The sequence below is a fragment of the Bradyrhizobium retamae genome (genome assembly GCF_001440415.1).
Taxonomy (GTDB): Bacteria; Pseudomonadota; Alphaproteobacteria; order Rhizobiales; family Xanthobacteraceae; genus Bradyrhizobium; species Bradyrhizobium retamae.
This window is the reverse complement of record NZ_LLYA01000135.1, coordinates 84,949-99,031: the sequence shown is the minus strand read 5'-3', so window position 1 is coordinate 99,031 and position 14,083 is coordinate 84,949. Positions and strand designations below refer to the sequence as shown.

The 14,083-nt window shown below is 63.4% G+C and carries 12 protein-coding genes and 1 pseudogene; 5 read left to right on the top strand and 8 right to left on the bottom strand.

The window, feature by feature from the left end; all coding sequences use genetic code 11:
* From CQ13_RS16465 to CQ13_RS16455, 3 genes are all read right to left on the bottom strand, one after another.
* The gene (locus CQ13_RS16465; protein WP_057843901.1) at positions 1-891 is read right to left on the bottom strand and encodes an ABC transporter permease; all 891 of its coding nucleotides are present in this window, start codon (positions 889-891) and stop codon (positions 1-3) included.
* A 12-nt stretch (positions 892-903) separates the two neighbouring features.
* The gene (locus CQ13_RS16460) at positions 904-1,845 is read right to left on the bottom strand and encodes an ABC transporter permease (protein ID WP_057843900.1); all 942 of its coding nucleotides are present in this window, start codon (positions 1,843-1,845) and stop codon (positions 904-906) included.
* A 283-nt stretch (positions 1,846-2,128) separates the two neighbouring features.
* Positions 2,129-3,259, bottom strand: coding sequence for a M20/M25/M40 family metallo-hydrolase (locus CQ13_RS16455; protein WP_057843899.1), 1,131 nt, complete (start codon positions 3,257-3,259; stop codon positions 2,129-2,131).
* A gap of 279 nt (positions 3,260-3,538) precedes the next feature.
* On the opposite strand from CQ13_RS16455, the gene CQ13_RS16450 reads away from it, so the two are divergent.
* Positions 3,539-5,161 (top strand): ABC transporter substrate-binding protein, encoded by a 1,623-nt coding sequence (locus tag CQ13_RS16450; RefSeq protein WP_057843898.1) that lies wholly within the window; start codon positions 3,539-3,541, stop codon positions 5,159-5,161.
* A 272-nt stretch (positions 5,162-5,433) separates the two neighbouring features.
* Here the strand turns inward: CQ13_RS16450 and CQ13_RS16445 are convergent, their stop codons facing one another.
* A complete protein-coding gene (locus CQ13_RS16445; protein WP_057843897.1) occupies positions 5,434-6,291 on the bottom strand; it encodes an alpha/beta fold hydrolase in 858 nt (285 codons plus the stop codon).
* A 105-nt stretch (positions 6,292-6,396) separates the two neighbouring features.
* On the opposite strand from CQ13_RS16445, the gene CQ13_RS16440 reads away from it, so the two are divergent.
* Complete coding sequence (locus CQ13_RS16440) at positions 6,397-7,131, top strand: lysophospholipid acyltransferase family protein (RefSeq protein WP_057843896.1); 735 nt, start codon at positions 6,397-6,399, stop codon at positions 7,129-7,131.
* On the opposite strand, the gene CQ13_RS16435 is transcribed toward CQ13_RS16440, so the two are convergent.
* Positions 7,128-7,715 carry a TMEM175 family protein gene (locus CQ13_RS16435; RefSeq protein WP_082637504.1) on the bottom strand — a complete coding sequence of 196 codons (588 nt, stop codon included), beginning with the start codon at positions 7,713-7,715 and terminating at the stop codon, positions 7,128-7,130. The genes CQ13_RS16440 and CQ13_RS16435 overlap by 4 nt on opposite strands.
* A gap of 652 nt (positions 7,716-8,367) precedes the next feature.
* Between CQ13_RS16435 and CQ13_RS16430 the strand changes: the two genes are divergently transcribed.
* Complete coding sequence (locus CQ13_RS16430; protein ID WP_057843894.1) at positions 8,368-8,808, top strand: hypothetical protein; 441 nt, start codon at positions 8,368-8,370, stop codon at positions 8,806-8,808.
* 31 nt (positions 8,809-8,839) lie between these two features.
* Here CQ13_RS16430 and CQ13_RS16425 read toward each other — a convergent pair whose 3' ends face one another.
* Both CQ13_RS16425 and CQ13_RS16420 read right to left on the bottom strand, forming a co-directional pair.
* A complete protein-coding gene (locus CQ13_RS16425; protein WP_057843893.1) occupies positions 8,840-10,042 on the bottom strand; it encodes an FAD-dependent monooxygenase in 1,203 nt (400 codons plus the stop codon).
* A 7-nt stretch (positions 10,043-10,049) separates the two neighbouring features.
* Positions 10,050-10,295, bottom strand: coding sequence for a zinc-finger domain-containing protein (locus tag CQ13_RS16420; RefSeq protein WP_057843934.1), 246 nt, complete (start codon positions 10,293-10,295; stop codon positions 10,050-10,052).
* A gap of 244 nt (positions 10,296-10,539) precedes the next feature.
* Here CQ13_RS16420 and CQ13_RS16415 point away from each other — a divergent pair, with 244 nt between their 5' ends.
* Together CQ13_RS16415 and CQ13_RS41120 are read left to right on the top strand one after the other, a co-directional pair.
* Positions 10,540-11,700: a hypothetical protein gene (locus tag CQ13_RS16415; RefSeq protein ID WP_057843892.1), complete on the top strand. Its 1,161-nt coding sequence runs from the start codon at positions 10,540-10,542 to the stop codon at positions 11,698-11,700.
* A 56-nt stretch (positions 11,701-11,756) separates the two neighbouring features.
* Entirely contained in the window at positions 11,757-12,509 is a 753-nt protein-coding gene (locus CQ13_RS41120; RefSeq protein WP_082637503.1) for an alpha/beta fold hydrolase, read from the top strand.
* 15 nt (positions 12,510-12,524) lie between these two features.
* Here CQ13_RS41120 and CQ13_RS16405 read toward each other — a convergent pair.
* Positions 12,525-13,880 (bottom strand): annotated as a pseudogene (locus CQ13_RS16405) (hypothetical protein); the annotation flags it as partial.
* Positions 13,881-14,083 lie beyond the last annotated feature (203 nt).

Sequence of the window (14,083 nt, the reverse complement as noted above, 5' to 3'; positions counted from 1 at the left end):
TCACTTCCCGGCCTCCCGTTGTTTCATGCGCGGATCGAGCGCATCGCGGGCGGCGTCGCCGATCAGGTTGACGCTGAGGATCGCGATCGACAGCAACAGCCCCGGCCAGAAGATCAGCGACGGCTTGACCTGGAAGTAGGCGCGGCCCTCGGCCATGATGTTGCCCCAGGTCGGCGTTTCCGGGCTGATGCCGGCGCCGAGGAACGACAGGATCGCCTCGGTGAGAATGGCGGAAGCGCAGACGTAAGTGCCTTGCACGATCAGCGGCGCCACCGTGTTCGGCATCAGATGCCTCCACATGATCTTGGGCAGGCTGGTGCCGACCGAGATCGCGGCTTCAACATAAGGCTCTTCGCGCGCCGACAGCACGACCGAGCGCACCAGCCGCGCCACGCGTGGAATTTCGGGAATCGTGATCGCGACCAGCACGGTCATTAGGCTGGCGCCCGACAGCGACACCACGGCAATCGCGAGCAGGATGGAAGGGATCGCCATCAAGCCGTCCATCACCCGCATCATCACGGCGTCGACCCATTTGAAGAAGCCGGAGACGAGGCCGATCACGAGGCCGATGCCGATCGAGAAGACCGCAGCACCCAGGCCGATCAGGAGCGAAATCCGCCCGCCATAGATGATGCGCGAGAGCACGTCGCGGCCGTACGCGTCGGTGCCGAGCAGGAACTGCGCGCTTGATGGTTTCAGCCGCTGTGCCGGCGCCAGCAATTGCGGATCGTGCGGCGCGAGCAGGGGGGCTGCGATCGCCATCGCGATGACGAGTGCGAGGCAGACGGTCGCGGTCGCGATGATCGGCGTCGCCGTGAGGAATCCAAGTCTCGGCCGGAACGGCGTGGTGACAGGGATTGACGGTTCGGGAAGGGTTTCGATCGCCATCAGTAGCGAGCCTCAATAACGAATTCTGGGATCAAGCAGGGTGTAGGCGACGTCGATCAGGAGATTGACGGTGACATAGATCAGCGACGTCAACAGGATCATCGCCTGGATGACGGGATAATCGCGCGCCAGCACGGCATCGACCGTGAGGCGGCCGATGCCGGGCAGGTTGAACACGCTCTCGGTGACCACGACGCCGGAAATCAGCAGCGCGAACCCCGTTCCGATCACGGTGATGACGGGCACGGCCGCGTTGCGCAGGGCATGGCGCAGCAGCACGCCGGTCTCGCTGATTCCTTTGGCGCGCGCGGTGCGGACGTAATCCTCACCTAGCACGTCCAGCATTGCGGCCCGCGTCATGCGCGCGATCAGCGCGACATAGATAAACGACAGCGTGCAGGTCGGCAGGATGATGCGCTCGAAGAACGGACCAAAGCCGGCCGTGATGCTGCGGAAGCCCTGCACCGGCACCCAGCGCAGGTCGATCGCAAAGATCTGGATTAGAACATAGCCGATCACGAACACCGGCACGGAGAAGCCGATCACCGACAACCCCATCACGAAGCGGTCGATCCAGGTGCCGTGCTTCCACGCGGCGATGACGCCGAGCGGCACCGCTACGACAATCGCAAGGATGATGGTGGACAGTGCAATCGAGATCGAGGGCTCGACGCGCTGACTGATCATCTTCAAGACGGGCACGTTCGAGATCAAGGAGACGCCGAGGTCGCCTTGCAAGAGCTTGCCGATCCAGGTGAAGAATTGGGTGTAGAGCGGCTCATTGAGGCCGAGCGAGGTGCGGATGCGCTCGAGCTGCTCCGGCGTTGCGTTGTCGCCGGCGAGAATCGCGGCGGGATCGCCGGGCGTCAGCCGCAGCAGAAGAAACACAAACAGCGCCACCACGCCCATGACGGGAATGGCGGCGAGAATGCGACGAAGCAGATATCCGAGCATCTTGATCCATTAGTTGTAGGTGAATTGGGCAGCGCCGCCCTTAGACTTCGTTTCCGCGCCACCAGCGTAGCATTTCAGCAAGTCCCGTGCCATTGCGCCTGCGTTTTTTGCGATGCAGCTAATCGGTTCGGGGCCGACATGTCCCCCGCGTCATTGCGAGAAGCCAACGGGTTGCGCGAATGCGCGCCCGATGACAGGCTCCGCGAGGAAGCAATCCACTCTTCCGCGTGCGCTGATGCATGGATTGCTTCGCTTCGCTCGCAATGACGGCGGAGGGACCGCCTCACTCCAGCGTCGCCAAAAGTCCCGCCATCAGGCGCCCGCGTTCGGCGAGGCTGTCTACTTCAATATGCTCGTTCAGCGTATGCGCATCGGCGCCGCGGACGCCCAAGCCATCGAGCGTCGGTATGCCCATGGCGCCGGTAAAATTGCCGTCGGATCCGCCACCGGCGCTGCCATGGGGCAGTTCGAGGCCCAACTGCGCGGCAATCCCGCGCGCCTTTTCGTATAACGCCATGGTGCCGGCATCTGGTTCCCACACCGGACGGGTGACGCCGCGGGTTACCGTGAACGTGACGTCGTTGCTGGTGCATGACAGCGCCAGCATGCGCTCGACGCCGCGATCGAGATCGGCCTGGCGCTTGGCCATGCTCAGCGCTTCGCCGGTGCAGGTGGTGGCGACGCAATTGACCCACTGGCCGCCATGCACGATGCCGACCGAGAACGTACAATCTTCGGTCGTCATGCCGTCGATTGCGATAATCTGGCGTGCCATTTCGCGGATCGCGGAACGGCCGGAAGAAAGCGTGGCGCCGGCATGGCTCGGCTTGCCGACGGCTTCGAGATTGAAGCGCGCAATCGCATAGCGTCCGGTGACGACGCCATTGTTGGGCCGTCCGGGCTCCGGCACCAGCACGTACTTGTTGCGCGCGGCTTCTGCCTCGATGATGTCTCGGGTCGAGGGCGTGCCGACTTCCTCGTCGGGCGTGAACAGCACCGTAATCGGCAGCGGCGTGGTGAACGCGGCGCGGGCCAATTGCCGGATCGCTTCCAGCGAGAGGTAATTGCCGCCCTTCATGTCGAAGATGCCGGGGCCGAAGCATTTGTTGCCTTCGCGCCGCCATCGCAGCTTTTCGATGGTGCCAACGGGGTGGACGGTATCCATGTGGCCGGCGATCAGGATGCCGGGCTCGCCTTGCTTCGGATGCGGAAAGCGGGCGCGGACGCAGCCGGCAAATCCCTGGCGGCCGGCGATGCGCTCGATGGTCGCACCCATAATGGCCATGTCGCGCGCGGCGAGGTCGAGCATGCGTTCCACCGCAGCCCTGTCCCAGGTCGGGCTTTCGCACTCCACCCAGCCGCGCAACCCCTGCAGCATGGCCTCGGAATCAAAGGGAAGATTGGCTGGGTTCATGGACTTCCTTTGGTTTTCTTAATCTTGGGTTTCGACCGACAGGGCACCGGCCCCGAAGTGTACGAGAATGATCTCGCGCGGATTTGTAAAGTGAAACATGAACGCGCGTCCCGCGGTATCCGCAGCGCCGTGGCCACCTCAAAGCGGATTGACGCGCCGCGCGCTTGATGCAAGTCTTCAAATAGTCAGGATTTACAGCGTGTTAGTTCGCCCAAATAACGAACCGCATGCATAATGAATCAGCGGACTTTGAACAGTTTCACGTCAGGAGGAGATCGAATGTTCCACATCATGCGTTGGAAACGTCCCACGATAGCGACTGCTTTGTCGGTGCTTGCGCTGTCGGCGGCGCTGACGTCGCTGGGCCCGACTTCGCAGGCCACGGCCGCCAGCAAGAAGACCATCACCGCCGTGATGCATTCGGACCTGCGCGTCATCGATCCCGGGTTCACCACAGCCTACATCACGCGCGACCACGGCTACATGGTCTACGACACGCTGCTGGCGACCGATTCCAACTTCAAGGTCCAGCCGCAGATGGCGGACTGGAAAGTCTCAGATGACAAGCTGACTTACACCTTCACCTTGCGCGACGGCTTGAAGTGGCATGACGGCACGCCAGTGACGGCGGAGGATTGCGTCGCCTCGCTGAAGCGCTGGGGCAGGAACGACAATATGGGCCAGAAGCTGATGGACTTTACCGCCAGCATCGAGCCGATCGACGCCAAGAGCTTCGCGCTGAAACTAAAGGAGCCCTACGGCCTGGTGCTGGAATCGATCGGCAAGCCGTCGTCCTACACACCGTTCATGATGCCGAAGCGGCTCGCGGAAACGCCCGCCGGTCAGCAGATCAAGGAGCAGGTGGGATCCGGCCCCTTCAAGTTCGTGCAGGCTGAATTCCAGCCGGGCGTAAAGGCGGTCTATGAAAAGAACGCCGACTACGTGCCGCGCAAGGAGCCGGCGAGCTGGACCTCCGGCGGCAAGGTGGTGAAGGTCGATCGCGTCGAGTGGATCACCATGCCGGATGCGCAGACCGCGGTGAACTCGCTGCAGTCGGGCGACATTGATTTCGTAGAGACTCCGTCCTTCGACCTGTTGCCGGTGGTCGCCGCCAACAAAGACATCAAGATCGAGATATTGAACAAGCTCGGCTTCCAGACGCTCGGCCGGATGAATTTCCTCCACCCGCCGTTCGATAACGTCAAGGTTCGCCGTGCTGCGTTGCTGGCGATGAACCAGAAGAACGTGCTGGATGCGCTGGTCGGCAATCCCGAATACTACAAGACCTGCGGCGCGTTCTTCGTCTGCGGCACGCCGCTGGCGACCGAGGAAGGTTCAGGAAATCTGACCAAGGGCGGCAGCATGGCGGAAGCCAAAAAGGCGCTTGCCGAATCCGGCTACGACGGCACCCCCGTCGTGATCATGGCGCCTGGCGACGTGGTCACGCTGAAGGCGCAGCCGATTGTCGCGGCGCAGTTGTTGCGCGACGCCGGCTTCAAGGTCGATCTGCAGGCCACCGACTGGCAGACCGTGGTAGCGCGCCGCGCCAGCCAGAAGCCTCCGAAGGAGGGAGGTTGGAACATGTTCTTCACCAACTGGGTCGGCGCCGACGTGATGAACCCGATCGCAAACGCCTCGATCGGCGGCCGCGGCACCAAGGGCGGCTGGTTCGGCTGGGCAGAAAGCGCCAAGATCGAGGAGCTGAAGGACAAGTTCGCGCGCTCTTCTTCGCCGGAGGAGCAAAAGAAGATCGCCGCAGAGATCCAGAAGGAAGCCTATGAGCAGGTGATCTATATCCCGCTCGGCCAATACCTCACGCCGAGCGCGTGGCGGAAGTCGCTGACCGGTGTGCTCGACGGCCCGGCAACGCCGGTCTTCTGGAACATTGACAAGAGCGAGTAGGGCGGTTCGCCTTAAGTCGAACATCAAGCAAACGCGACGGAGGACTGTTCCTCCGTCGCGTTTTGATTTTCGTCGTCAGCAGTGGGTATCGCGTACCAGCTCCGGGCCGTCATTCTCAAGCGGCGGAGAGACTTGCGGCGATGGCGGCGACGGCGAGCGCTGATCTCGCGCTTGCTTGCGCTCGGCTGCAGCCTTTTCTCGATCTTTTTCACTTGTCATGTTGTCATACTCCATTTTTGTGCACGACAACATTTTTGCGGGCGTTGCGTTCCTCACGCTGGATGCGCGGCCAGATGTTCCAGCAACAATTCGCACACACGCTCCGGCGCCTGATCTGCCGCAAAATGTCCGATGCCGGGCAGCACCTCGAAACGATAGGGCGCGGCGATGAAATCCACCGTGCCTTCGGCGGCGGCGCGACCGACGGTGTCGTCGGCGTCGCCCCAGATATAGAGCGTCGGCGCGCGGATCGGACCGAGCGGGCTGCGGATCGCGCCGCGTGCGCGATACCATGCGAGCGCTGCTTCCATCGCGTCCTTGTTGCCGAGCACGGCAAGATGCCTCTCGATCGCATCAGAGGGAACGCCATTGGCGGCGAGACGCTCGCGCAGCCATTTGGCATCGTTCGCGAGCACGACATCGGCGGCATCCGGCTCCAAAAACGCCTTGTGATGCTTTGAGCGCTGCGCCTGCTCGCCGTCGGTTGCCAGCGCGCGGTTGAATGCGTTCGGGTGCGGCCGCGAGAGAACGGTGAGCGACGCCACCCGCTCGGGATGGCGGTCGGCGATGCCCCAGGCGATGCTGCCGCCCCAGTCGTGGCCGACCAGATGAAACCGCGCGTTGCCATGGCCGGCAGCCGCCACAATCGCCATGGCGTCGTCCATCAGGCGGTCGATCAGGTAGTGCGAAAATTCCCGTGGATCGGGCCGTGCGCCCGGCGAGTAGCCGCGCTGGCTCGGCGCAATGGCGCAATAGCCCATATCGCCGAGCGCCGTCACCTGCGCACGCCAGCAATGCATCGATTCCGCAAAGCCGTGCAGCAACAGCACCAGCGGCGCACCGGGCGTGCCCGCGGCGATAGTGTCGAACACAAGATGCGGCGCGATGGTGATTTGTTCATAGGCCGGCATCCGACCATCCTAGGGAGACAAATCCGGCCGGCCGATGATGGAATTGTGCAACGGCTGAAAAGTGCTGTATTGGGAGGCGCGACCGGATGCCTAAGGGGACAATCGTTGCACTATTTGAGGTCGATCATATTCGATACGGCGGTGGTAATCCTGACGCTTGCCGTGTCGCTGACGGTGCCGTTCATGTGGCTGTTCAATGCCAGCGGCGCGACGGTGCGTGCGGTTTCGCAGGTCTGGGTCAACGGCATCTTGTTTCTGATGAAGCATGTCGTAGGCCTCGATTACACGGTGCAGGGCCGCGAGAACGTGCCCGACGGTCCCTGCATCATCGCCTGCAATCATCAGTCGCTGTGGGAAACCGCGGCGCTCTGCGCGCTTTTCCCGAACGCCAGCATCGTCGCCAAGAAAGAACTGCGCAAGGTGCCGTTCGTCGGCTGGTTCCTGGAGCGCTATCCGATGATTTTGGTCGATCGCTCGGCGGGACGCCATGCGCTGCGCCAGATGGTCGATGAAGCCAGGCGCGCGACCGGCGAGGGCCGTCAGGTCTTGCTGTTTCCGCAAGGCACCCGCCAGGCGATCGATGAGCCGATGAGATTCCAGTCCGCTGGCATCTCGGCGCTCTATACCAACCTCGAAGCATCAGTCGTGCCGGCCGCGTGCAATTCCGGACTGTTTTGGGGCAAGAAGACGCTGATCATGCACTCCGGCACCGTCACGCTGTCCTTCCTGCCGCCGATCGCGCCGGGCCTGCCGCGCAAGGAATTTCAGGAAAAGATGGAGCGGGCGATTGCGGAGGAGGCGAGCCGGCTGCTTACGCTGAGCAAGGCGAAGGTGCGCTAGGCGGAGCGACGCGCGGCAACCCAGCCTGCCAGTGGCGCAAGAAACGCCACGCACCAGATGAAATGCGCAACACTTGGTGCGACGAAGGCCGCACCGATACCGATCACGAACACGACAACCGGAAACAGCGCCGTCACCAGCAATTGCGGATCGCTGCGTCCTCGCAGCGCCAGAATCCACAACAGCGCGTTCAGCGAGGCGATCACGGTCAGGTGGATTCCATAGATCACCGCGACCACGCCATCGAGCCAGTAGCTGCCGTAGAGGCCGTTCGTCACCGGCAGGATGATGATCGACAGCAGAAAGAACAGATTGAGGAACACCACGCCGCGGCCGGCTTCCGGCGCTATCGCAAGCCGCCGGTGATGGCTGAACCAGAACAGGCCGGCGACGACGAAGCTGATCGTCAGCGCGATGACGGGCTGGGCATAGACGCGAAGCACGTCGTGCCAGTCGGGCGCTTGCGTAAAACTAGAGGCTTTCGGCAGGTCATAGGCGAGCAGGGTCATGGCAACGCCGAAGATGGTGTTGCTCAGCATCTCCAGCCGGCGCATTTCGAACAGATGAATTTGCGGCAATGTGATCCCCCAGTCTCCCCTGATCGGTCCACGCTTTCGCTTTGCTCGCCAGGGTGGCTTACCAAGCCGTAGCTCGCGGACGCAAAGCCCGCCTTCGCCTGTCGGCTTCGGCGTGGCAGCCCTCACTCGCTTCGCGAGCGAAGGCTGGTGCGGGCGGCCGGACTCGAACCGGCACAGAGGTCATCCTCCGAGGGATTTTCTTACCAGCTACGGCTTTCGCCGCCTCGCCAGCGTGGGCATCCGCGCTGGTTCGTTTGTGGTCTGGACTATACCTTCACCATTGGCGCGTTCGCGCCTTTAGGTGCTGCCCGTCTAGTCTCTACACCTTCGCACTAACCGTTAGGTTCGGGCGCTTGGCTCGGGATTGCCATATGACAGGTTTCCCCGAATTTGAGCAGTTCTACAGCTTGGGTTTCCCCAAGAGCACTCAAATGCTTAAGTCCCTTGCGTCTACCATTTCGCCACGCCCGCTTTCACCAGAAGATCAGATACTTAGCGCGTTTTCCGGAGAAGTGAAATTGGGATAACCTCCGGCCCAAACGCTCCCCACCTTTAAGTGAGCGCGGGCGTAGAAGCAAAGCCTCAATGCGGACACTTGGGGTGTTTACCTGCGGCGAGCTTTAGGCAATCTCAAGATTATCGACTTAACGAAGGTCCGATGCCCAACTCGCTGTCCCATCGCCGGTTATTCTCGCGCAGCCTCGCGGCGTCGGCGCTGGTTGCGCTCGGAGCCGGCCTGTCCGGTTGCGCCGGCATCAGCGACACCATTTCGCCGGCCTTTGCCGATCCCGCCAAATACGATCTGTACGATTGCAAGCAGCTCGAGACCGAGCGCAAGAGCCTCGCGGCGCGCACCGCGGAGTTGCAGGGGCTGATGACCAAGGCCGAAACTGGCGTCGCCGGTCCCGTGGTGGCGGAGGTCGCCTATCGTAACGACTACATCGCGTTGCGCGGACAGTCGAAGCTGGCCGATGAAGCCTGGCAGAAGAACAGGTGTCAGGAACCGAAACCGGAAGCCAGGCCGGCGCCGGTCCCGCCGTCGATCACGCCGGCTCCCGTTGCCAAGGGTCGTACGAAGGCAAGCCGGGCGGCAAATTAGAACGTTGTCGGGTGCGGCCTCGAACTTCGCTCTACAGCCGCCAATTATAAATCCAGTCCTGCCGTGCCAGCATGCGCTCCGGGCCCATCGCCTTGATCGCGAGGTCGCGCGCCAGCGCCAGCGGTCCGGTGAGATGATAGATGCGTCCCTGTTGTCGGGCCGCACGCTGCACCCGCAGCACGCGGCCGCGCCGCTGCCGGCCATAACGCTTCAGTGCCGCCGGGATGCCTGCGACAGGATCGCAGGGGCTTTCGCTCAAGCATTTGGCGAGCACGGCGGCATCCTCGATCGCCATTCCCGCACCTTGCGCGGCAAACGGCAGCATCGCGTGCGCAGCGTCGCCGAGCAGCGCGATCGCACCGTCGGTCCATTCGCCGACACCGGGCAGCGTGAACAGCGCCCAGCGCCGCCACTCGTCGACGGCCCCGATCAGCATCCGCGCGGTCGCGGGCCAGCGCTGCGAGGCGAACGCGTTTCTCAGTTCGTTGGCATCGCCCGGCGCGCTCCAGCCCGGCCTGTTCCAGGTTCCCGGCACGATAGCGACCACGTTGATCTGCCGCGCGGCCGAGATCGGGTAGGCGACCAGATGCGCGTCCGGTCCCATCCAGAGCTGCACGCGGGCAGCGGTATATTCGCGCGGCAGCGCGGTCGCATCGAGGGTTCCGCGCCAGGCGATCAGGCCGGAAAACTGCGGTTGCACCTCCGGTAACAAATGGTTCCGCACCGCGGACCAGATGCCGTCGGCGCCGACCAGCGCCGCCGCCAACTCCTGTTGGCGTGCATTGCCGCGCCGCTGCACCACGGTCAGCCCCTTGGCGTGCGAGGTCACGTCTTCGAACTGGCAACCAAGCCGCAGGTCGATGTCCGGATGGTCGTTGACCGCTGCCTGCAGGGCGCCTTGCAGGTCGGCGCGGTGCATCACCCAATAGGGCGCGCCGGCGCGAAGGCCGGCGGCCTCGCCGAGCGGCAGGCGGGCGATCTCACCGCCCGCACGCGCGCTCACGATGCTAATGGCCTCGGGTGTCACGGCGCGTGGCGCAAGGCGCGGCCGCAGGCCGAGGTCGACCAGGATCCGGCTGGCGTTTGGCGAAAGCTGCAAGCCGGCGCCGGCTTCCTCCAGCCGCTCGGCCTTTTCCAGAATGATGACGCGGAAGCCTTTGGCTGCGAGCGAAAGCGCTGCCGTCAGTCCCCCGATCCCGGCACCAGCAACGATGATGGTGCGCGCGGCGGCCACCGAAAGGTCAGGCGACCTTGTCCCTCAGGACGCATTCGGGCGGGCGGGCTTCGCCTGCGGCGAGGTCGGGGGCAAAGCGGTACAGCGTCGAGCAATAGGGGCAGATGATCTCGTTGTCGTTGCCAAGATCGAGAAACACGTGGGGATGATCGAACGGCGGCTTGGCGCCCACGCACATGAATTCCTGCGAGCCGATCTCGATTACCGAGACTCCGGCGTCGTTATGGAAATGCGGGACGACATGGTCGGACATCAGCTTCACCTTGGATTTCAACGATGAGCGCACGCAATCAACGCGACGGCTTCGAAATGCCGCGCACCATAGTGGGGGGTGCCGATGATTCCTAGAGCCGATTCGGGATGTCCCCGCCGCACATTTGCTCATGCAAATTCGACACAATCTTGTCGTCGGAGAAAAGCCCTTCTTTCGTCGAGGCAGTTGTGTCGTAAAAACGGCATACCATCTTGAGAAAGGCGAAAACATTGGACTTTTTTGGATGAGGCGATTGCGGTTCGGTTCGGCTCTGGCAGGGGCGCTAGGATGCTTGGCGCTCAGCGTGGCGGTATCCGCGGCGCTGTGGCCGCATGCCCGCGAGGCCGGCGCCATTCTGGCCGCGCAGGACGATCCCGCGACACTGGCCGACGTCCAGATCAACTCCGCGTTGCGGGCCAACCAGGCGCTGGTCGCCAGCCATATCGAGGCAGCGCTCGCGGAGGGCGATTCCGATCTCGCCAACAGCTTCATCGAACTCGCCCGCGACAAAGGCATTGCCGTCAGCGACGAACTATCGAAGCGCGTCAGCGATGCCGTTACCGACGCAGGTTCGGCATCGCATTTTGCCAAGCGCTTTGCCACGGGTTTCGTGGTCGGCAATGCCGACGATGTCGCAAGCCTGTCGGGTACGGTTGCCGGCGACCTCTTCGTCTACGGCGATATCAGGGACGTTGTTCGCGAAGGCAAGCACCTGGCTACGGGCGAGGACGTGGACCGGCTGGTGCTGGGCCTGGCGACGGTCGGGCTCGCGGTGACCGCCGCGACCTACGTCTCCATCGGGGGTGTTGGTCCGGTGCGCGCCGGCCTCAGCATGGTCAAGAGTGCCCGCAGGGTCGGACGTCTGGGCGAGGGGCTGACGCAATGGGCAGGCCGCTCGGTGCGCGAGGTCGTCGATGCGCCGGTCCTGCAGCAGGCGGTCGCGAAAGGTTCGGTGCTGCGGCCGGGCCAGACCATCAGCGCAATCAAGGCAGCGTTCCGCGCCGAGAAAGCCGGTGCGCTGGTGCGGCTGGCGAAAGATGTCGGACGCGTCGGCGAAAAGGCCGGCACGCGTGGCGCGCTCGACGCACTGCGCATCGCGCAAGGCCCGAAGGACATCGCCCGCGCTGCGCGGCTTGCCGAATCCAAGGGCGGCCAGACCCGCGCGATCTTGAAGGTGCTCGGCCGCAGCGCGCTGCTGCTGGCAACCGGCGCTTTCAATCTAACGATGTGGGTATTCGGTGCGCTATTGGCGCTGTTCGGATTTCTGTCGTCGATCAAGGCGACCACCGAGCGGGCGACCCAAGCGTGGCTTCGCCGCAAGAAAGCGCGGCGCTTGAGAAAGGAGGCGGCGGCAGCATGCTTGCCGGCCGCCCCGGTCCTGGCGGGCGCTGCCGCACACGGCTAGACTTGCAGTCATTGCAAGGCCGTCCATTTCCGATCCCCCGAAAAATGGAACTGATGATGCCGAGTTTTCACAACGGCGCTGTCGAAATTGCTTATCTCGACGAAGGCGAGGGCGATCCGATCGTCCTCGTGCATGGCTTTGCCTCCAGCAAGAACGTGAATTGGGTTTATCCGACCTGGGTTTCCGATTTGAGGAAAGACGGCCGCCGCGTGATCGCGCTCGACAATCGCGGCCATGGCGATTCCGATAAGCTCTACGATTCCGCTGCTTACGAAATTGCGATCATGGCAAGTGACGTCATCGCGCTGCTGGATTATCTGGGAATCGAGCGCGCGGACATCATGGGCTATTCGCTGGGATCGCGAATGACGGCGGTCCTGGCGCGCGAGCAGCCGCAGCGGCTGCGCTCGGCGATCCTCGGCGGCATCGGGATCGGACTGATCGAGGGCGGCGGTCCCGGCGAGAACGTGGCGATCGCGCTGGAAGCCCCGTCGCTGGAGGACGTCATCGATCCGGTCGGCCGCACCTTTCGCGCCTTCGCCGATCAGACGCGATCCGACCACCGCGCGCTTGCCGCTTGCCTGCGCGGCTCGCGGCGGCTGATGACATCGGATGAAGCCGCCGAGATCCGCGTGCCGGTCCTGATTGCGGTCGGCACCAGGGATGAAATCGCCGGCTCAGCCGCGGCGCTCGGAAAGATCATTCCGGGCGCCGAGGTGCTCGACATTCCGAACCGCGATCATATGCGCGCGGTCGGCGACAAGGTCTACAAAGTCGGTGTCATCGATTTCCTGTCGCGACGGCAATGAGCGGTCGCGCGCGTCTTCACCGGCGAATTGCCTGATGGCCGCGATCAGCACCACCGTGGTCGCAAGCCACCCCAGCCGCGCGCCGTAGCGATCGTGCGGACCGGATATCACGGCGCAGATGAAAGCATTGCCGAGCAGCGCGAACGAGACCGTGCCGGCGAGCAAGGTGAGATCGTCGAACGGTCGGCGCACCACGCCGCGGCCGAACAGGATGGCGGCCAGCAGCATCGACGCCAGCGCAACGGGAATGTGAATCCGGTTGATTGCGGTGAAGTCGAAGTGCCAGCGCTGCTGTTGCGCCGCGCGCATCGGCTCCACCTGTGCAGGAAGAAAGCGCTCGATGATGCCGTAGGTATGGCCGAGCCAGCCGTCGGTGCCTTCACCGGTCCCGACGTAGACGAATTGCTGCGCAGTGGCGATGGCTGCCGCCTTGGCCTGCCAGGCCGGATATTCGGCCAGCGAATGCAACACGATAAAGCGCATCTCGTCGTTCAGTCCCTGAAAGCGGCCAAGCGTGTTGAACATGCTGTTGCCCCACAGAAACTGGTCGGCGGTGGCCGGCAGCTTGTCTCGATAGGGGCAGAGCTTGAAATTCTGCTTCGGGCAATGATCTCGCAAATACTGCGCGACGATGCCGTCCTGCAGCATCCGAGCGAACGCCACGCCGTAACCGCCCGGCGTCCACGCCAGCTTCCCGGATAATGCGAAATTGGTCGACAGCAACAGCGCAGCTCCGGCGACGATGGTCAGGCTGCCCTGCGTCAATCCGGAAACGGAAATCCGCCCGCGCAGAAAGGGACGCGCGATCCAGCCGACGCAGCACAGTCCGAGCAGCACCGCGAGCGTCGCGCTGTGGGTCGCCGCGGCGAAAGCGGTGAGGCCGAACAGCAGGCATTTTTCCGGGATCGAAGTCCACTCGCCAAGCACTACCAGGATGAAGAGCGAAAGCACCGACAATCCGGCGAAAATGTCGGTCAGGAGCGTGCTGGCAAGAAAAGGCAGCGAGGTGGTCAGGGCCAGCACGAAGCTCATGGCCAGGAGCCGCAACGGCTCGGAGATACCGAGCACGCGCAGCGTTAACTGCAGGATCCACAGCGTCGCCAGCGCGTTGATCCCGAGGTTGATCCAGAAGCTCGAATCCTCGCCGAAGTGAAGATAGAGGCCGAATGTGGTGGAGCGGCTGGGGACCAGGTAGCCCTCGTACCAGCGGGCCAGATAGCCGCCGGTGTCCCACTGGAGCAGGGGATAGCCATTCCACAGGGCAGGGGCCAGCAACATCAATGGGATGGCGATGGCGGCGATCCAGGCCGAGCGCGAATTCGCAGCGGTACGCGCCCGCAATATCTGCGTGCTGATGTGGCTTCCCCCCATCTGGACAGCATCCGCCGAATGGCAGGTCCGCCGAAATTCACCAATAGTCGCAGGCCCGCCGGCTTGATTTCCTGATACCGCTGACCACCTTGAACTGACCCCCACGGCATTCGGAGGCGGTTTACGCTGGCCTGCGCCTGCCCGGGACAGAAGTCCGCCCGCCGTGCTATAGTAGCAACGTAACCAGGGAATTTGCGAGAGCA

Excerpts from the sequence above, each read along its gene's own strand:
- CQ13_RS16465 (WP_057843901.1), bottom strand. The coding sequence starts at position 891 with ATGGCGATCGAAACCCTTCCCGAACCGTCAATCCCTGTCACCACGCCG.
- CQ13_RS16460 (WP_057843900.1), bottom strand. The coding sequence starts at position 1,845 with ATGCTCGGATATCTGCTTCGTCGCATTCTCGCCGCCATTCCCGTCATG.
- CQ13_RS16455 (WP_057843899.1), bottom strand. The coding sequence starts at position 3,259 with ATGAACCCAGCCAATCTTCCCTTTGATTCCGAGGCCATGCTGCAGGGG.
- CQ13_RS16450 (WP_057843898.1), top strand. The coding sequence starts at position 3,539 with ATGTTCCACATCATGCGTTGGAAACGTCCCACGATAGCGACTGCTTTG.
- CQ13_RS16445 (WP_057843897.1), bottom strand. The coding sequence starts at position 6,291 with ATGCCGGCCTATGAACAAATCACCATCGCGCCGCATCTTGTGTTCGAC.
- CQ13_RS16430 (WP_057843894.1), top strand. The coding sequence starts at position 8,368 with ATGCCCAACTCGCTGTCCCATCGCCGGTTATTCTCGCGCAGCCTCGCG.
- CQ13_RS16420 (WP_057843934.1), bottom strand. The coding sequence starts at position 10,295 with ATGTCCGACCATGTCGTCCCGCATTTCCATAACGACGCCGGAGTCTCG.
- CQ13_RS16415 (WP_057843892.1), top strand. The coding sequence starts at position 10,540 with ATGAGGCGATTGCGGTTCGGTTCGGCTCTGGCAGGGGCGCTAGGATGC.
- CQ13_RS41120 (WP_082637503.1), top strand. The coding sequence starts at position 11,757 with ATGCCGAGTTTTCACAACGGCGCTGTCGAAATTGCTTATCTCGACGAA.